This is a genomic window from Vibrio sp. RM-41-2B, from assembly GCF_024744415.1.
Taxonomy (GTDB): Bacteria; Pseudomonadota; Gammaproteobacteria; order Enterobacterales; family Vibrionaceae; genus Vibrio; species Vibrio diabolicus.
This window is the reverse complement of the sequence record NZ_JAMQWD010000051.1, coordinates 259,678-276,740: the sequence shown is the minus strand read 5'-3', so window position 1 is coordinate 276,740 and position 17,063 is coordinate 259,678. Positions and strand designations below refer to the sequence as shown.

Here is a 17,063-nt window from a genome sequence, read left to right as displayed (position 1 = left end):
TGTAACTTTAATGGTCTTTCTCTTTGTAAGTGCTTCAGCTTTGTCTGACGACTCGGAAACGAATCCATTGGCTAAAAAGATTAAAACTAAGATTCAAAGGAAAGCAGACAATAAATTTGATGACTACCAAGGTTATTGTGATGTCATGATAGAGATGGAGCACAAAGGTAAAAAAGCAGTAATAAAAAGAGTAACCAGTAGTGGTGACAAAAAGTTTGTCGGTATGTGAAATCCAACTTGAGGAAAGGAAAACGCTATCGTTATAAATATCCAGAAAAGTATATTCGGCTTCATATAGCCACAGGTTCGTGATTGCAATGTTGATTAGAAGCATCGGGCAGCAAGAGCGCAAAGCTTTCAGACTCGATGAACTAGATGAAAATGAAGTGGCTCTCGTGTAATTGGTTGGGAATGCAGGCTAGGTGAGATAAACCAATCAACTCGAAATGATAATCTGCAGATAAAAGCAGTATGGGAAGGAATTGCAAAAAAGTTTAATGGGCTTGGATTGTCAGGAATCTCAATGGCTTGCACTGGATTAGCCTTAGTGATTGCAAGTCCACAGGAACCACTATTACAGTGCGCATTATATGTGTTATGTTAAATGAGATGTGCTCGTACGCCAAATGTTGCCAATGAGCACTCCTATTCCCCTGTGGATTTGAAATTTAAGGTCTCCATCATAACCATTAAACATAATGGCTATTTACCATAAAATACTTAATATAGATCTTAATAATCTATCGATTGTTAAGATCTATATTAATGCTTTTTCTACTTACAGAAATGGCTGTATAGCCTCAAAGATATCTTGTCTTCGAACTGGTTTGGAAATGAATCCATCCATACCTGCGTCAAGGCATTTATCTCTATCACTTTCTAGCGCATGAGCGGTTAATGCGATGATTGGAGTCTTGAAGCCTTTATCTCGGAGAAGCCTTGTTGCAGTAATCCCATCCATCACTGGCATCGAGACATCCATAAGAATCAGGTCGATTAAATCCTCATTTTCCTCTAAGAACGTTAATGCTTCTGCTCCATGACTTGCGATATGAACATTATGACCAAGCTTATTTAAAATAAGCTTTATTACAAACTGATTCGACTCGGTATCTTCGACTACGAGAAGATCCATCGCTTTTATTGGTTGGTTGTTTTCTATTTTAACTGGACGATTTTGATTGCAACGAGTTAAAACGGGAATCTTAATAGTAAATGTTGAGCCGACATGCTCGTCACTTTTAACGATAATCTTGCCGCGCATCATTTCAACTAAATGCTTGGTTATTGCTAGCCCTAGTCCTGTGCCACCAAAGCGTCTCGTGATGGAACGGTCACCTTGATGAAATGCCGTAAATAGATGTTCTTGCTTGGCTTTAGATATACCAATTCCGGTGTCTGATATTGAAATTACAAGCTCAGTGTCTTGCTCTGATACAGAAACTTTTACTTCTCCTTCATCAGTAAACTTTATTGCATTCCCAATAAGATTAAACAGGATTTGAGATAACCGCGTAGAGTCAATCCAAAACTGTTTGTCGGTAGTTACCATGCAATTGAGTTTAAATTGAAGGCTCTTCTTCTTAGCTATTTGTTTTTGTTGAGAAATGACAAAAGTGACAGTGTCTCTTAAATTAACCCACTGCTCATTGAGTTGAAAGCGACCTGATTCAATTTTTGAGAGGTCAAGGATGTCGCTGATAATCGCGAGAAGTAACTCCGCTGAGCATTCCATTTGGCTCAGAGCATCGATTTGCTCTTCTGATAAGGTGGATTGTTTCAGAATATCGAGCATTCCAAGGACGGAATTTAGAGGGGTTCTAATTTCATGACTCATCATCGCTAAGAATTCTGACTTTGAGCGATTTGCAAGCTCTGCTTCTTCTCTTGCTTTAGCAAGCTGAGTTGTCCGCACTTCAACAATACGTTGTAACTTCTCTTTGGTCTCAATATCGATGACAGCCCTCTCAATTAAAGGCCGAAAGCGTCTTAAGGTTTCCTTATTTTCTATGCTAAAGTGCCCTTTCTTAGCACCAATAAGTAAGATGACAGTTTGTGTTACTTCTGAACGTATGCCCGTCAGGACTACCGAGTTTACATGGCTTTTTATAAAGCTGTTCAGGTTAATAAACTCCGCAAGCCTATCTGGTTCGAACAGCAGAATACATTCGCCATTCAGTGCCCTCTCAGATGCGTTACCGTGTAACCAAGATATGTTATCAAATACACTATTTGTCGATATCAACGTTTTGAAGGGGTACCTCTCATCATCACGAGTTAGAACGATAAAATCATCAAAGTTGATGTACTTCTTAAGGACATTATTTAATCCCGTAAATATCTCGTGCCGGTTTTTTGCTTCACTCATCGCGGATATCGCTGAAAGAATAGCTTTATTCTCATCGGCGAGCAGTCGTTCTCTTTGCCTAGCCTGTTTTAGTTCGACTAACGCTTCTTGCAGCGCTTCCTGTTGGTATATGTCTAAGTATTTATCTTTCATAAGGTTTATGGAATATCGCTGATGAAATCATCAGGTTTCCATGTCCATTCTCACCACCAATAAATCTACCTTGCTCACCAAAAGTAAAAGGGCAAATAAAAGGTAACTGTTCTAGTTCTTGGTTAATTTGTTCACAAACGCTATTCATGTCTTGCATTAAGTGCAACATAGGACCTGCGCAAAAGATGTTTATCACCCCAATTTTTCGAGATTCTTCTAATTTTTGATTAAAGGCTGCATTTACAACTTTAGCAGCGCGTGCAACGAGGTGTTCTCTGCTTCCTTTCATTAAAGTGAGTTCATCACCCTCTTCTATTCGTGTAAATAGCTCAATTCCTCCATCTCGCGTCTCACGAATTGGATGGGACAATTTGTAATATGGACGCTCATAGAGGTGGCCAGCGACACGCCCTAGTGGATAAGCGCTCGAGTTTGTAAATAGCAGGTTGTTTTTGCCTACTTGGTTATCTTGATGGTTTGTCCACTTTCTATAAACATTGAGGGCCGGTTCGTCATCAATTTCTAGCAAGCACCTGTCGTTAGTTTTGGTTGCAACCCCTTTGATATTGGTTGGAGTGTGCCCAGCACTAAAAGCAATATCAACAGGCTGTGAGGAGTAAAATAATGTCAGACTTAAACCTGCAGTTTGAGATCCTTGGGTGGTAATGACAGACCATTTTCCCGCGATATGATTATCAGCGGCTGAACCACCAATAATTGGGATCAGCGTACCAAACCTTTCATCTATAGATGCAATGATTGATTCCTCTTGCCCTGGAGTTGCATGAAGCAGTATTAAGTTTGGCACTTCTCCTACGCGGTTAGCGTTCTCAAGAGCCATATCTAAGGCTCTAGTTACACTGTCACCTGAATCATAGTTAGAAATACCAGTGCCATAAGCATGAGGGCCTGAGTCATAAATTGCGAGCGCCGCAATCACTGGGCCCGTATGAAACCCCTGGTCTGTCATTACTGCTTGGCATGAACTGGCGCCATGAAAAGGCACACCGGGAAAATGCTCAAGAAACGCTTCTCGAATTAACTCGAAGTCGTACTCTTCCGTGTAGTAGCACATCACGTAAGACAAGTTCTGTTGTGTCAGTTCGGACCTAAGCGTTTCTATCGCTGAGTCTTCATCTTTAATATGAGTAAAAACTGATTGGCAATGCATACGATTTTATAATTGGGTATCACTCTGCTGTTATACCATTCCAACCAATTTTCTCTAGGTAAGAAGGTGAAAATTTCATTAAGAAGTTGCGATTATCTCGTGACAGATCGTATTTATAATTGAACTACAACAATGTTTTCGCCTTTTTTAAAGGTGATTTTTTTTGATTCAGGCATTGTGTCCCATTCTATTTTCTTATGCTCTCGATCGAGATTGATAAATTCGCCAGATTGATTTGGATCAATTTTTAGAGTGCTACTTTTTATCGTTTCGAGCGAAATTCCCGTTGAGTCACGATTAATTGTGATTATTTCACCTTCAATTGTTACATCGCATCGTTCTTTTTGTGAACAGTCAATGCTAGTAACGCTCTCGTGTGTAAAGGTACGCCAGAAAAATGCGCCTATTAACACACTGAGCATGATTAAGATTTGTGCAAGTCGCGCCTTTGTTAACTTTTGTGCAGGCATAATTACTAATATCCTTGTTACAAACTTCAAACTTTTTAAATAAAAAATGATTTCCAGGGGGCCAGTAAGGTTACTACCCTGTCATTGAATTGTTAATTCAAGTATAGTGTCACGCTGAAAATGCCACTTTTTATTAAAGTCAGCAATGGAAATAAGGTGATGATAACACTTGAATTCTAGAGTTTACTTGGGTGGTGTTACGACGCAAGTCGTGTTGGAAGTAAAAGTGTAGTTAATTAGAAATTGGAAGCATGCAAATGAGCCAAGTAAAGCAGCTTGAACAAAACTACAACTATACAGTCGTTCGCCAATTTACCCTTGTGACCATTTTATGGGGCATAGTTGGTATGGCTGTTGGTGTTTTGATTGCCGCTCAATTAGTTTGGCCACAGCTAAACTTTGATACGCCGTGGTTGACGTACAGTCGCTTACGTCCACTGCATACTAATGCGGTAATTTTTGCGTTTGGTACCAGTGCTCTGTTCGCAACGTCTTATTATGTTGTACAGCGCACATGTCAAACACGTCTTTTTGGTGGCCCACTCGTTGCCTTCACCTTTTGGGGTTGGCAAGCAATCATCCTGGCAGCAGCCATTACTTTGCCTCTCGGTTTAACATCGGGTAAAGAGTATGCTGAGCTAGAATGGCCTATTGATATCGCAATTGCGCTAGTATGGGTATCATATGCGGTGGTGTTCTTCGGCACACTGGTGAAGCGAAACACGTCACATATTTATGTGGCAAACTGGTTCTTCGGTGCCTTTATTATCACAGTAGCAGTACTTCACATCGTGAACAGCATGGCTATTCCTGTGTCACTTGGTAAATCTTACTCGATTTACTCAGGCGCAGTGGATGCGATGGTTCAGTGGTGGTATGGACACAATGCGGTAGGTTTCCTACTCACCGCTGGTTTCCTAGGTATGATGTACTACTTCGTTCCTAAACAAGCTGAACGTCCTGTTTATTCTTACCGTCTATCTATCGTTCACTTCTGGGCGCTTATTTCTCTATATATTTGGGCAGGCCCTCACCACCTTCACTATACAGCGCTACCGGACTGGACTCAGTCTCTAGGTATGGTGATGTCGCTGGTTCTATTTGCTCCTTCTTGGGGTGGTATGATCAACGGTATTATGACGTTATCTGGTGCATGGCATAAGCTTCGTTATGACCCTATCCTACGTTTCCTAATCGTTTCTTTGTCATTCTACGGTATGTCTACCTTTGAAGGTCCAATGATGTCGATTAAGACAGTTAACGCACTTTCTCACTACACAGACTGGACCATTGGTCACGTTCACTCTGGTGCGTTAGGTTGGGTTGCGATGGTTTCTATCGGCTCTGTATATCACTTAGTACCTCGCCTATTTGGCCAAGAGCGTATGTACTCTGTTGGTCTAGTGAATGTGCATTTCTGGCTAGCAACAATCGGTACCGTTCTTTACATCGTTGCGATGTGGATCTCTGGTGTAATGCAAGGTCTGATGTGGCGCGCGGTTAACTCCGACGGTACGCTAACCTACAGCTTTGTTGAGTCTGTAGAAGCGTCTTACCCGTTCTACTTTGTACGTTTCCTAGGTGGATTTATCTTCCTATCTGGTATGTTCCTAATGGCATACAACACGTACAAAACGGTAAGTGCACCAAAAGAAAGCCTAAAAGCTATCCCACATCCGGCATAAGGAGATTTAAGAATGAGTAATAATTCTAATAATCGCCACGAAATCTTAGAACGTAATGTCGGTTTGTTGGCTATTTTTATCGTGTTTGCTATCAGCTGGGGTGCTCTTGTAGAGATCACTCCTCTGATTTTCCAAAAGCAAACGACTGAACCTGTAGAGAATCTGCGTGCTTACACTCCTCTGGAGATGGAAGGTCGTGACATCTACATCCGTGAAGGTTGTAACGTTTGTCACAGCCAGATGGTTCGTCCTTTCCGCTCAGAGACTGAACGTTACGGTCACTACTCTGTCGCCGGTGAGAGTGTTTGGGAACACCCATTCCTTTGGGGCTCTAAGCGTACAGGTCCGGATTTAGCTCGTGTTGGTGGTCGTTATTCTGATGAATGGCACCGCGTTCACCTACTAGATCCTCGTGAGCTTGTGCCTGAGTCAAACATGCCGGGTTTCCCGTGGTTAGCTGAAAACGTTTTAGACGGTAAGCTAACGCAGAAGAAACTTGAGCTATTTCGTGATCAGTTCGGTGTTCCATACACTGATGAAGAGATCGCGAATTCGGCTAAAGAAGTAGAAGGTAAAACAGAGATGGATGCAATCATCGCTTACCTTCAGTCTCTTGGTCATGCAATGAAGTAAGGGGATCATATGGATTTCGGTACAATTCATAGTATTTATACCGTTGTACTCTTCGCTAGTTTTATCGGCATCGTATGGTGGGCATTTAGTAAAAAGCGTAAAGCACGCTTTGAAGAAGATGCCAACTTGGTGTTTGCTGACGAAGAACAAACGACCCCAAATAACCAAGGAGTGAAGAAGTAATGACTACATTCTGGAGTCTCTGGATTATCGTGATTACTGTCGGTACGCTGGTAGGCTGTGCGATTCTCCTGACTTGGTGCGCTAAAGATAAAATGGGCGTCGAGGAAGGGGAAGACATGGGCCACGAGTACGATGGTATTCGCGAGCTAAACAACCCTCTACCAAAGTGGTGGACTTATCTGTTTGTAAGTACATTTGTGTTTGCAGCAGTTTACCTTGCCTTATTTCCAGGTCTAGGTAGCTTCAAGGGCTTTTTAAACTGGCAGAGTTCTGCTCAAACAGTACGTTCACTGGAAGAGTCAAAAGAAGCCATCGCTAAAGCACAAGAGAACAAGCAACTAAACCAATACGCAAAAGAACTGGATGACGCAGATGCATACTTCGGCGAAGCATTCCGTAAACTTGCGCACAATGATAGTGGTTTGCGCCCAATACCTGAAATTGCGCAAGATCCTGAAGCATTGAAAGTTGGCCAACGTTTGTTTTTGCAAAACTGTTCTCAATGTCACGGCTCTGATGCTCGTGGTCAGAAAGGTTTTCCTAACCTAACTGATGATGCATGGTTATACGGCGGTGAACCAGCTGCAATCGTAACAACCATCATGCATGGCCGTATTGGTCAAATGCCAGCATGGAAAGATGCGCTTGGTGAGCAAGGTGTGCAAGAAGTAGTAAGCTACACACTTAGCCTATCTGGTCGTAAAGTGAATGCTCGTGAAGCAGCGGCAGGTAAAGCACGTTTCGTCGTGTGTGCCGCTTGTCACGGTACTGATGGTAAGGGTAACCCTGCAGTCGGTGCACCTGATCTTACAGACCAAGATTGGCTATTTGGCGACTCTCGTGCAGCTGTAACCGAAACCGTAATGAACGGCCGCTCAGGTGTAATGCCCGCGTGGAAAGACATTTTGGGTGAAGATAAAGTTCAGCTCGTTGCCTCTTATGTCTGGAGCTTAAGTAACTCAGAGAGTAAGTAACTGAGATATTAAGTAACATAGCAATAACAGCCCCTTTCATAGGGGCTGTCTTTCCTTTAAATTTAACGCCTTACATTTTTTCATTTAGCTGTTGAGAACTTTTTTATGGTAAAGCCTTGGTATAAACAATTTTGGCCGTGGTTCCTAATCATCCTTCCTCTTACTGTCGTAGTTTGGACTGTGATTACTGTGGTCGTTTTCTCGAACAACTCTGTTTCTTTAGTCGCCGAGGATTACTATAAAAAAGGCAAAGGCATTAACATCGACATTAGTAAAATGAATGTCGCTCGTGACCTAGGTCTTAACGCAGAGATTTCTTCTGAAAATAACAATGTTGTGATTGTTTTCGCTAAAGGGAAGCTATCTCATTACCCTGCTCTAACGGCCACTTTCACTCATCGTACTCTTCCTGACCGTGACTTTACAAAGCTCGTTACGGCGGATGCATCTGGTAATTACCGCCTAACGGCAGAAGAATCTATTCAAGGCCCTTGGTTTGTCGAACTACAACCACATGACCAACAATGGATGATCCAAGGTAAAGTTGAATTTCCTGCCTCGTCAACACCGTTAATGAAGTAAGCATATGTGTGAATCCTGTTATCACTGTGGTGAAGATGTACCAGCCAACACGGATTTTAAAGTTGATATACTCGGTGAATCCCGCAAGATGTGTTGTCCTGGCTGCGAGACGGTTGCTCAAACCATCGTAGACAGCGGCTTAGTATCCTACTATCAATATAGAACTGCGCCTGCGGAAAAAGCAGATTTAGTACCAGAGCAACTCCAAGCTTTAATTCATTATGATAATGAAGATGTACAATCAGAATTTGTGCGAAATCGTGAAAATGTCTCTGAAGTAACTCTTTCTTTAGAGGGCGTTTCATGTGCAGCTTGTGCGTGGTTAATCGAAAAGCAAGTCTCTAATACGGCTGGGTTAGTGTCTATCCGCGTGAATACAACCACTAACCGCGCGTTACTAGCCTGGGATAACACTCAGGTGCGATTAAGTGAACTCCTATCTGTCATTCATAAACTAGGTTATAAAGCCGCACCATTTGAAGCTGATAAGCAAGAAGCCTCTTATCATCGAATGATGAAGCAATACTTATACAGATTAGGTATTGCTGGTTTAGCTACCATGCAAGTTATGATGCTAGCCGTCGCATTGTATCTAGAAGTTTTTGGTGACCTAGAGCCGGAGTTTAAAAATTACTTTCGTTGGGTAAGTCTGATCTTTGCTACGCCAGTCCTACTCTACTCTGCTCTTCCGTTTTACTTAAATGCGTGGCGAAGCATCAAAGGCCGAACCCTCGGTATGGATGTTCCTGTCTCGATTGCACTTATTTTTGCCTATGTAGCCAGCTTAATAGCAACCGTTACAGAACAGGGCGAAGTCTTCTTCGAATCGATTTCAATGTTCACTTTCTTCCTATTAGTCGGACGATTTTTAGAGATGCGAGCGCGTCGCAAAGCCGCAGCGGCGAGTGGTAACCTATTAAAGTTGATCCCAGCGATCGCCACGACGCTGGATGGCGAGCAAATACCAGTGAAAACTCTTAAAGTTGGAGATCGTATTCGCGTCCTTCCTGGCGAACATATCCCAGCTGACGGCAAAGTTATTTCGGGTCGTATTCATATTGATGAATCCATGCTAACGGGTGAATCCGTACACGTGGTGAAACGAGAAGGCGATGCGGTTTATGCAGGAACATTAAACGGTGATGAGTCATTTGAGCTAGAGGTCATGAGTTCCAAAGCTGACTCAATGATTTCCAATATCGTGCGTTTACAAGATGAAGCTCAACACTCCAAACCTAAAATCGCAGAAATTGCAGACGTTGTTGCTCGTTACTTTGTTGGAGCGATTCTTATTATTTCTGCTGGTACTTGGTTGTACTGGCATCAAACAAAACCAGATGATGCGTTTTGGATCATGCTATCCGTATTGGTAGCCACCTGTCCATGCGCCCTATCTCTTGCGACACCAACTGCTCTAACTTGTGCTACCTCTCGTATGGGAAACTTTGGCATTTTGCTTCGTAAAGGTCATGTGTTCGAGACGCTATGTAAGATCAACCACTTAGTTGTAGATAAAACAGGTACTCTGACGAAAGGCGATATTGAGATCTGTGATACACAAGTGTTGAGTGATCTTCCAAAAGAAGATTGTCTCTCTCTAGCCGCGGCATTAGAAGCTCATGCAAACCATCCTATCGCTCGCTCTTTTGCAAGTTACGCCAATGATGACTTTGTTGTGTATGAAGTGCAAAACGTGATTGGTTCAGGGATTGAGGGGATCTGGAATGGTAAAATCGTTAAGATAGGCAGTGCGGCTTTTGTTCAAGGCAAGGAAAGCGAAGAAAGCCACGCGGTCTATCTTTCAGTTGATGGCGAGCATGTCGCTAGCTTTTACTACCGCGACCCTATCCGAAAAGAAAGCAAAGCCTTTATTCAACGTTTTGCTGACGCTGGAATTAAGACAACGCTGCTAACAGGTGACGCTCTCTCAAACGCTCAACCTGTAGCGAATGAAATTGGTATCGATCACGTCGTTGCGTCAGCAAAACCAGAAGACAAACTCGCGTACCTTAAGAGTCTTGATGAAGACAGTATCACTATGATGGTTGGCGATGGCATCAATGACGCACCTACTCTCGCCGGAGCTCATCTTTCAGTTGCGATGGGCGGTGGTACAGATGTCGCTAAAGCTTCTGCTGATATGACGTTACTTGGGGATAATCTCGAAAAGCTACTAGAGGCACGTTTGCTTGCACTGCGTACAAGAAAGATTATTCGAGAAAACTTGGCTTGGTCTTTGGGTTACAACCTGTTAATTTTGCCTTTAGCTGTCGCTGGTTTAGTGGCTCCCTACATTGCAGTAGTTGGCATGTCTGCAAGCTCAATTATCGTTGTATCTAACTCTTTGCGCCTGCTCAAAGAGAAATAAGTAGAGAAAGCAAACATGGAAAGTCTTTATATATTGATTCCCATCGCTATCGTTCTCGTTTGTGTTGCTGTTGCCGTTTTTCTTTGGGCAGTAAGAAGTGATCAGTTTGAAGATCTAGAACGACAAGGACATAACATTCTTCTTGATGAAGAAGACAAATCTAATAGTGATAAAAAATAGCAACCTTTATGACTCCTGACTTTATTGGTGCTTTGATGATCGGCCTCGTTGGGGCTGGTCATTGCATGGGAATGTGTGGTGGCATCGCGTCTCTGCTTACCATGGGCTCTTCTACAAGTAAAAGCTCCCCCCTTATTCCACTCTTCTACAACCTAGGGCGACTGAGCAGCTATGCCGTAATCGGTGCATTAATAGGCGGAGCAGTATCAGGTTTATCTGAGCTAAGTGGGTTAACGCATTCTCTTGCTTGGTTAAGGCTGATTGCCGCATTGTTCATGATTCTGGTTGCGCTTTATATTGCTAAATGGTGGCAAGGTTTACTGTTAATAGAAAAGTTAGGGCAGCACATTTGGCGCTTTATCTCACCTGCTGGTAAGCGTTTGTTGCCATTAAAGCACCCTCTTCATGCTTTACCATTTGGCTTCATTTGGGGCTGGTTACCATGCGGCTTGGTTTATTCTGCGCTAACTTGGTCGGCGGTTTCAGGCAGCGCAATAAACGGTGGTCTTATTATGCTCGCGTTTGGCCTCGGAACACTTCCGGCAATGCTTATTATTGGATATGGTGCCAACCATTTTCAGAAATTACAAAAGTCGTTAATATTTAGAAATATTTCGGCATTAATCCTTATTGGATATGGTTCGTACACTGCTGTAGGAGCTTTAGAGTTACTCGGTTTCATATAACGTTAAACTCTATTGAGGTGACATTTTTGCTACCCTTTAGGATTAAGCGATGCTAAAATATTGATGTATATCAAATAGTGAAAGGTTGTTATGATTTCTGAAAAACCTGCAACAAAGCGTATCCAATCAGGCGGTTGCGCCATTCATTGCCAAGATTGTAGCATTAGTCAGCTGTGTATCCCGTTCACTCTGAATGAGGCAGAACTTGATCAGCTTGACCAAATCATCGAACGTAAGAAGCCTATACAAAAAGGACAAGAGCTTTTTAAGGCTGGTGACGAGCTAAAATCTCTGTACGCTATCCGCTCTGGTACCATCAAGAGCTATACGATCACAGAGCAAGGTGATGAGCAAATCACAGCGTTTCACTTGGCCGGAGACCTAGTTGGTTTCGATGCCATTACAGGTGACTCCCACCCTAGCTTTGCTCAAGCGCTTGAAACGTCGATGGTATGTGAAATCCCATACGAAATTTTAGACGACCTATCAGGTAAAATGCCTAAGCTTCGCCAGCAAATTATGCGTTTGATGAGTAACGAAATTAAAGGTGATCAGGAAATGATTTTGCTTCTTTCTAAAAAGAATGCAGAAGAACGTCTAGCGGCTTTCCTATACAACCTATCAACTCGTTTTTCTCAACGTGGCTTCAGCCCTAGAGAGTTTCGTTTAACGATGACTCGTGGTGATATTGGTAACTATCTTGGTCTTACAGTGGAAACCATCAGTCGCTTGTTGGGTCGTTTCCAGAAATCCGAGATCCTAAGTGTAAAAGGTAAATATATCACTATCTTAGACCACGATGCATTGATGGAACTTGCTGGTGTAACTAAAGAATAATACACCCCAATTATTGATGTAGCTCGAAAATGAGCTACATCATGTTTCTCATAAATTCCTTTCGAAAGTCCTCAAAAAGTTACCCAAACTAAGCTACAGTAAAAATGTACGGTGAGTACTCCAAAATACTGATTTAATTTATATTCAGTATCTGGTTTTGCAATAGAAGTGGGCTTAGTTATGAGTATATACAGTAAGATCCTTGTTGTAGCTGACATCAATAATGATGAGCAGCCCGCACTTGCAAGAGCTGTTCAATTAGCTCAAAAAAGTGTATCTAGAAGCCGAATCACTTTCTTTTTATCCATTTACGATTTCTCTTATGACATGACGTCAATGCTATCAGTGGATGAAAGAGATGCTATGCGTCGAGGTGTTATCCATCAACGTGAGCAGTGGATGCGTAAAATTGCTCAACCTTATCTAAACGATGGCTTCGACTTTGATGTATGTGTCGTCTGGCACAACCGTCCTTACGAAGCAATTATCGCTGAGGTCTATGCAGGCAGCCATGACCTAGTCATTAAAGGCACACGTAAGCACGACGTGTTAGAATCTGTGATTTTCACTCCGACCGATTGGCACTTGTTACGTAAATGCCCTATCCCAGTACTTCTGATTAAAAATGCAGATTGGCCAGAACAAGCAAGCATTCTTGCCTCGGTGCACGTAGGCTCTGAAAATCCAACTCATATTGATCTCAACGATGCCATGGTCGAGCGACTAAAAGAAGTCACCACCCGACTGGATGCCAAACCATACCTTGTTAATGCGTATCCCGTTACACCGGCGAACATTACCATTGAACTTCCTGAGTTTGATCCAACGACTTATACCGATGCCGTTCGAGGTCATCACTTAACTGCGATGAAAGCATTACGCCAAAAACACGGCCTTGATGAAGAGCAAACGATTGTTGAGCAAGGCTTACCTGAAGATGTCATTCCAGCAGCAGCAGAGCGCTTGAATGCTGCAATGGTTATTTTAGGCACCACAGGGCGAACCGGGCTTTCTGCTGTCTTTATTGGTAATACAGCTGAGCACGTGATCGATAAAATAAATTGCGATGTATTGGCTCTAAAACCAAAAGGCTACATTAGTCCTCTTGATCCAAACACAGCAACCTAATCTCTCTTTATGAGCGCTTTCAAACAGACGCTAATAGATCCCCCTAATAAAGGGGGATTTTTGTTTGGGGACAGTTAAAGCATTGAATACAAAAAAGGAGGTCTAGTTGACCTCCTTTTTTACGAGTTAGATGTTCGTAACATCGATGAACATTGATTCATCAATATTCGTCGAAGAAACGACAGCCTCATTAAATTCATACTCTTCGCGGTTACCTTCACGATCTAGCGGTAAGTTAACAAAGTCGAACAATTCGCGGTCTGCTAGTTGGCTTGGGCTTACGTTTTGAATTGATTTAAAAATCGCTTCCACACGCCCTGGCGTCTTCTTATCCCATTCAATCAACATTGCTTTTATAGATTGACGCTGAAGGTTCTCTTGAGAGCCACAAAGGTTACACGGAATAATTGGGAAATCCTTGTGCTCAGCGTATTTGATCAGGTCTTTTTCACGACAGTAAGTTAATGGACGAATGACCACGTTACGACCATCATCAGAGCGTAGTTTTGGTGGCATCGCTTTAAGGCGAGAGCCGTGGAACATATTCAAGAACATTGTTTCGACGATGTCATCCATGTGATGACCTAGCGCAAGCTTAGTTGCACCAATCTTCTCTGCAAATGAATACAGCGTACCACGTCGCAGGCGCGAACACAGACCACAAGTGGTTTTGCCTTCTGGTACCTTCTCTTTTACGACGGAATAAGTGTCCTTATCGACAATATAGTAAGGGATATTCAGTGTTTCGAAATACTCAGGCAGAATGTGCTCAGGGAAGCCCGGTTGTTTTTGGTCTAGGTTTACCGCAACCACTTCAAATTTGATCGGTGCGGCTTTTTGAAGATTCAGCAGGATATCAAGCATCGCGAATGAATCTTTACCACCGCTAATACATGCCATCACAACATCGCCTTCTTCGATCATGTTGTAATCTGTAATGGCATTTCCAACATGTCTTCTCAGGCGTTTCTGAAGCTTGTTGAATTCTAGGGTTTCTTTTCTTGTATCTATTTGGTTCATTGCGGGCTCTCACATCGCCGATAAATCGACTAGGACTTCCTAACATGGGTTTCTTTGGGGCGTGGATTATACGAGCTTTTTACGCAGGATTAAATGCTTGTCTTATTGAGATATTAAGAAAAGGACACGAAAGGTAGCTTAGTTACCGTCACAAATGAAAAAAGAGCCGCAATTGCAGCTCTTTCTAAACTCTCAGTGTTCACTTCTTTGCGTTAGGCAGATAAGGTAGCACTCGCATCGTCGGTTCTGGTAGTGTCATTGTGCCACCTTGCCCTATTTCACTTAGTGCGACTTGTATCTTGCCATTGACAATTGGCTTTTCGGTTCCGTTTGAGAAAATCACTTTATCATTCAGTTGATTTGCAAACTCCATCGTCACACCTTGAACTTCAGGTGTAAACCAACCCGCAAACATACCGCCTAAATCTTCCAGCATCGTCTGCATTTGAGGTAGAAGAGGCTTAAGTTGCTCGTAAGAAACGTTACCCTGTAATGGTTCTTTGGCCATCACGACAAGTGAGTAATCGCAGCGAGTATCTTTTGGAGTATCGACAAAAACCAACGGATTCGCTGACTTTAAGTTTTTATCGACTGGCAGAGGCAACTCTTGTGAAGCAGGGATAACAAACTCTTCATAGTGCTCTTCTTTTTCCATCCAAGCTTTTTCTATTGTACAAATTTGCTTAGTTTTCGCATCCACAAAGAAGACACCAACTTTCACGTCGTCATGCCCTTCTTTATTGTTGTTTTTGAGTTGGGTGTATAACTTCGAGTACGTGAACATGTACTCTTGAGCTTGGGTTATTGGCGATACAAGAATTAGCGCCGCACTTCCCAATAGACTTAGGCTTAACTTTTTCATTTTATCCGTTATTTTATTGTGTCCAGTAGGCGTTATTATGACGAATCATAGCGCGAAGATCGTGTACATAAGCAATGCCACGTTCAGAATATGCTAGCAATCCATGAGTTAACTCTGACGCCGTTGCGACCGATAACAGGTCTTTGTTCTTTTCGGCTAGAGAAGCTCTGATTTCACGTAGTTCAGCATACGCTGGGTTTCGATTAACATTCATAAAGTAGCCATGAACCGACTGCTGTACAGAATCGAATTTTTCAACTTCATGAGCTTTGCCTGCGCCACGTTGCGCAGGAACAATTCCACAACCCTTTTTATAACACCATTGGCCGAACAAGTTGTTCGCTTGAGTGGCAAAACGAGAAGTGCCCCACGCAGATTCATTTGCTGCTTGAGTTAGAACCAGCGCTTCTGGTAAGACATTCACTCGCACAAGCATTTCACCCAACCACGCGTGATCGACTTTGTTGTCGCTCAAAGGTAAAGAATACAGAGCCGCTAGTCGCTGAGCGTACTCTTCTTGCTCTTGAGTGATTTGTCCCACCTTTAAAGAAGTAAGAAACGCTCGTTCATGGCGAATTCGTTGATTCTCAAGTGCTATTTTAGGCCTTAAAAAATCAAAAAACGCCGCTTTTTTCTCTTTGGTGTCTTTTATTGCGTTGAAGTCAGGGATATCACCAATGTGTGGCAAATGAGACAAATCGACATGCTTAATTGTCCCGGACAGCACATCAGGATTCTCAACATATTTAAACTGTTGCTCGTAGTGTAAATACGGTCCAATAGAAATGAAAGTGGCGGCTATACAGGTAGCCGCCACTCGTAAACTTATTGATTTTAAAGAATTAGGCATCAAACACCTGTGAGTTACCATCGTGATCATTGTCGTTTTTCTGTGTTGCAACGATCTTGAGCTTAATTCCAAACATTTCGCGGTAGAGTATGCCTTTCAAATGAAAGAAGAATGGCAACACAAAAATCAAGCCAATACCGTAGAACATCGCTGCGACAATAAACATCAACATCACGCCTAAGTAAAGCCCTGCGACAACAAAAATCTTCTTGTTAATAGCGCGAAGTGATAACAGTAGCGCCTGCATTGGTGGCACTCTTTTTTCACAAATCAACAAGATAGAGTGACTAAACGCTAAAGAAAGATACAGGGACAGTAGAGGGAAGATCATACCAACTACGCCTTGCAGCATTAGGCTCATCAGCGTTGCTAGGATCACGGGAATAGTAAACTGCAGCCCTTTGCCTACATGGCGCAACTTAGTCTTTAGGCCCGCGATATGGCTCATCGCCATCAAGCTGATCCCTGCATAAATTGGGGCGCTGATCACCTCATAACTAAAGTTCGCGACATAAATAGAAGACACAATATCGTTAGTGAATGATTCTGGATTCTCAAATGCATCAAGAATAACGGTCAGATCACCCAACTGCAGTTGTAACGCGATATAGAAAATACCTAACTGGACAAAAAGCAATACAATAATAGCAGGAGAAAAGGATAAAAAGTGCTGGATGGTTGCTCGCCAAGCTTCATTGAAAACAGCCCCAGCTTTAAGCTCGTAGTTGCCAGACAAAGCTCGCTCTACACTCCCCCCAAGATTGAAATCTTTCTCAAAATCGTCGTTCATAGTTTATCCAAGATTAACTTGTAAAATTTTCACTGGAATTCCAGTCAATTAATGTGGCCGTTATTATAAAGAAATCTTTCCACATCTAACATCACAACTCACGTACTATCCTTGCAATCTCAACTGTATGGTTGATAATTAACC

17 protein-coding genes and 2 pseudogenes are annotated in these 17,063 nt (G+C 42.5%); 12 read left to right on the top strand and 7 right to left on the bottom strand.

Translation table 11 applies throughout. From position 1 onward, the window contains the following. Together NB463_RS21640 and NB463_RS21635 are read left to right on the top strand one after the other, a co-directional pair. Nucleotides 1-312, top strand: a pseudogene (locus tag NB463_RS21640) (hypothetical protein); the annotation flags it as partial. Between the two features lie 130 nt (nucleotides 313-442). Further along, a pseudogene (locus NB463_RS21635) lies at nucleotides 443-604 on the top strand (DUF3693 domain-containing protein); the annotation flags it as partial. A gap of 174 nt (nucleotides 605-778) precedes the next feature. Here the strand turns inward: NB463_RS21635 and NB463_RS21630 are convergent. The 3 genes from NB463_RS21630 to NB463_RS21620 all read right to left on the bottom strand — a co-directional run bounded on the left by NB463_RS21630 (nucleotide 779) and on the right by NB463_RS21620 (nucleotide 4,141). Further along, nucleotides 779-2,500 (bottom strand): ATP-binding protein, encoded by a 1,722-nt coding sequence (locus NB463_RS21630; protein WP_134646607.1) that lies wholly within the window; start codon nucleotides 2,498-2,500, stop codon nucleotides 779-781. Continuing rightward, complete coding sequence (locus tag NB463_RS21625) at nucleotides 2,490-3,671, bottom strand: FIST signal transduction protein (protein ID WP_053807426.1); 1,182 nt, start codon at nucleotides 3,669-3,671, stop codon at nucleotides 2,490-2,492. Before NB463_RS21625 ends, NB463_RS21630 begins: the two co-directional genes overlap by 11 nt. A gap of 113 nt (nucleotides 3,672-3,784) precedes the next feature. Then, on the bottom strand, nucleotides 3,785-4,141 hold the full coding sequence (locus NB463_RS21620) for a hypothetical protein (protein WP_041852960.1): 357 nt from the start codon (nucleotides 4,139-4,141) through the stop codon (nucleotides 3,785-3,787). Between the two features lie 257 nt (nucleotides 4,142-4,398). On the opposite strand from NB463_RS21620, the gene ccoN reads away from it, so the two are divergent. From ccoN to uspE, 10 genes are all read left to right on the top strand, one after another. Beyond that, nucleotides 4,399-5,826 carry a cytochrome-c oxidase, cbb3-type subunit I gene (ccoN, locus tag NB463_RS21615; protein ID WP_005396488.1) on the top strand — a complete coding sequence of 476 codons (1,428 nt, stop codon included), beginning with the start codon at nucleotides 4,399-4,401 and terminating at the stop codon, nucleotides 5,824-5,826. A gap of 12 nt (nucleotides 5,827-5,838) precedes the next feature. Continuing rightward, nucleotides 5,839-6,459, top strand: coding sequence for a cytochrome-c oxidase, cbb3-type subunit II (gene ccoO, locus NB463_RS21610; protein WP_005377475.1), 621 nt, complete (start codon nucleotides 5,839-5,841; stop codon nucleotides 6,457-6,459). 9 nt (nucleotides 6,460-6,468) lie between these two features. Beyond that, on the top strand, nucleotides 6,469-6,642 hold the full coding sequence (locus NB463_RS21605; RefSeq protein ID WP_005396487.1) for a cbb3-type cytochrome oxidase subunit 3: 174 nt from the start codon (nucleotides 6,469-6,471) through the stop codon (nucleotides 6,640-6,642). After that, nucleotides 6,642-7,616, top strand: a complete 975-nt coding sequence (gene ccoP, locus NB463_RS21600) for a cytochrome-c oxidase, cbb3-type subunit III (protein ID WP_005396485.1) — start codon at nucleotides 6,642-6,644, stop codon at nucleotides 7,614-7,616. Before NB463_RS21605 ends, ccoP begins: the two co-directional genes overlap by 1 nt. A gap of 105 nt (nucleotides 7,617-7,721) precedes the next feature. Further along, nucleotides 7,722-8,198: a FixH family protein gene (locus NB463_RS21595; RefSeq protein WP_005396484.1), complete on the top strand. Its 477-nt coding sequence runs from the start codon at nucleotides 7,722-7,724 to the stop codon at nucleotides 8,196-8,198. Between the two features lie 4 nt (nucleotides 8,199-8,202). After that, nucleotides 8,203-10,566 carry a heavy metal translocating P-type ATPase gene (locus NB463_RS21590; RefSeq protein WP_258431068.1) on the top strand — a complete coding sequence of 788 codons (2,364 nt, stop codon included), beginning with the start codon at nucleotides 8,203-8,205 and terminating at the stop codon, nucleotides 10,564-10,566. A gap of 15 nt (nucleotides 10,567-10,581) precedes the next feature. Then, on the top strand, nucleotides 10,582-10,746 hold the full coding sequence (ccoS, locus tag NB463_RS21585; protein ID WP_012841826.1) for a cbb3-type cytochrome oxidase assembly protein CcoS: 165 nt from the start codon (nucleotides 10,582-10,584) through the stop codon (nucleotides 10,744-10,746). A gap of 8 nt (nucleotides 10,747-10,754) precedes the next feature. Further along, nucleotides 10,755-11,432, top strand: a complete 678-nt coding sequence (locus NB463_RS21580; protein ID WP_258431067.1) for a sulfite exporter TauE/SafE family protein — start codon at nucleotides 10,755-10,757, stop codon at nucleotides 11,430-11,432. A 90-nt stretch (nucleotides 11,433-11,522) separates the two neighbouring features. Next, complete coding sequence (locus tag NB463_RS21575; RefSeq protein WP_005377497.1) at nucleotides 11,523-12,269, top strand: FNR family transcription factor; 747 nt, start codon at nucleotides 11,523-11,525, stop codon at nucleotides 12,267-12,269. Nucleotides 12,270-12,449: 180 nt separating this feature from the next. Next, nucleotides 12,450-13,397 carry a universal stress protein UspE gene (uspE, locus tag NB463_RS21570; protein ID WP_053807422.1) on the top strand — a complete coding sequence of 316 codons (948 nt, stop codon included), beginning with the start codon at nucleotides 12,450-12,452 and terminating at the stop codon, nucleotides 13,395-13,397. Nucleotides 13,398-13,523: 126 nt separating this feature from the next. On the opposite strand, the gene ttcA is transcribed toward uspE, so the two are convergent. The 4 genes from ttcA to NB463_RS21550 all read right to left on the bottom strand — a co-directional run bounded on the left by ttcA (nucleotide 13,524) and on the right by NB463_RS21550 (nucleotide 16,919). Beyond that, nucleotides 13,524-14,417, bottom strand: coding sequence for a tRNA 2-thiocytidine(32) synthetase TtcA (gene ttcA / locus NB463_RS21565; protein ID WP_005377502.1), 894 nt, complete (start codon nucleotides 14,415-14,417; stop codon nucleotides 13,524-13,526). 199 nt (nucleotides 14,418-14,616) lie between these two features. Next, complete coding sequence (locus NB463_RS21560) at nucleotides 14,617-15,279, bottom strand: DUF2987 domain-containing protein (RefSeq protein WP_074190133.1); 663 nt, start codon at nucleotides 15,277-15,279, stop codon at nucleotides 14,617-14,619. A 13-nt stretch (nucleotides 15,280-15,292) separates the two neighbouring features. Then, nucleotides 15,293-16,129 (bottom strand): glucosaminidase domain-containing protein, encoded by an 837-nt coding sequence (locus NB463_RS21555; RefSeq protein WP_031780554.1) that lies wholly within the window; start codon nucleotides 16,127-16,129, stop codon nucleotides 15,293-15,295. After that, nucleotides 16,122-16,919 (bottom strand): hypothetical protein, encoded by a 798-nt coding sequence (locus tag NB463_RS21550; RefSeq protein WP_012841829.1) that lies wholly within the window; start codon nucleotides 16,917-16,919, stop codon nucleotides 16,122-16,124. The genes NB463_RS21555 and NB463_RS21550 overlap by 8 nt, the downstream gene beginning before the upstream one ends. Nucleotides 16,920-17,063 lie beyond the last annotated feature (144 nt).

Excerpts from the sequence above, each read along its gene's own strand:
- NB463_RS21630 (WP_134646607.1), bottom strand. The coding sequence starts at position 2,500 with ATGAAAGATAAATACTTAGACATATACCAACAGGAAGCGCTGCAAGAA.
- NB463_RS21625 (WP_053807426.1), bottom strand. The coding sequence starts at position 3,671 with ATGCATTGCCAATCAGTTTTTACTCATATTAAAGATGAAGACTCAGCG.
- NB463_RS21620 (WP_041852960.1), bottom strand. The coding sequence starts at position 4,141 with ATGCCTGCACAAAAGTTAACAAAGGCGCGACTTGCACAAATCTTAATC.
- ccoN (WP_005396488.1), top strand. The coding sequence starts at position 4,399 with ATGAGCCAAGTAAAGCAGCTTGAACAAAACTACAACTATACAGTCGTT.
- ccoO (WP_005377475.1), top strand. The coding sequence starts at position 5,839 with ATGAGTAATAATTCTAATAATCGCCACGAAATCTTAGAACGTAATGTC.
- NB463_RS21605 (WP_005396487.1), top strand. The coding sequence starts at position 6,469 with ATGGATTTCGGTACAATTCATAGTATTTATACCGTTGTACTCTTCGCT.
- ccoP (WP_005396485.1), top strand. The coding sequence starts at position 6,642 with ATGACTACATTCTGGAGTCTCTGGATTATCGTGATTACTGTCGGTACG.
- NB463_RS21595 (WP_005396484.1), top strand. The coding sequence starts at position 7,722 with ATGGTAAAGCCTTGGTATAAACAATTTTGGCCGTGGTTCCTAATCATC.
- NB463_RS21590 (WP_258431068.1), top strand. The coding sequence starts at position 8,203 with ATGTGTGAATCCTGTTATCACTGTGGTGAAGATGTACCAGCCAACACG.
- ccoS (WP_012841826.1), top strand. The coding sequence starts at position 10,582 with ATGGAAAGTCTTTATATATTGATTCCCATCGCTATCGTTCTCGTTTGT.
- NB463_RS21580 (WP_258431067.1), top strand. The coding sequence starts at position 10,755 with ATGACTCCTGACTTTATTGGTGCTTTGATGATCGGCCTCGTTGGGGCT.
- NB463_RS21575 (WP_005377497.1), top strand. The coding sequence starts at position 11,523 with ATGATTTCTGAAAAACCTGCAACAAAGCGTATCCAATCAGGCGGTTGC.
- uspE (WP_053807422.1), top strand. The coding sequence starts at position 12,450 with ATGAGTATATACAGTAAGATCCTTGTTGTAGCTGACATCAATAATGAT.
- ttcA (WP_005377502.1), bottom strand. The coding sequence starts at position 14,417 with ATGAACCAAATAGATACAAGAAAAGAAACCCTAGAATTCAACAAGCTT.
- NB463_RS21560 (WP_074190133.1), bottom strand. The coding sequence starts at position 15,279 with ATGAAAAAGTTAAGCCTAAGTCTATTGGGAAGTGCGGCGCTAATTCTT.
- NB463_RS21555 (WP_031780554.1), bottom strand. The coding sequence starts at position 16,129 with ATGCCTAATTCTTTAAAATCAATAAGTTTACGAGTGGCGGCTACCTGT.
- NB463_RS21550 (WP_012841829.1), bottom strand. The coding sequence starts at position 16,919 with ATGAACGACGATTTTGAGAAAGATTTCAATCTTGGGGGGAGTGTAGAG.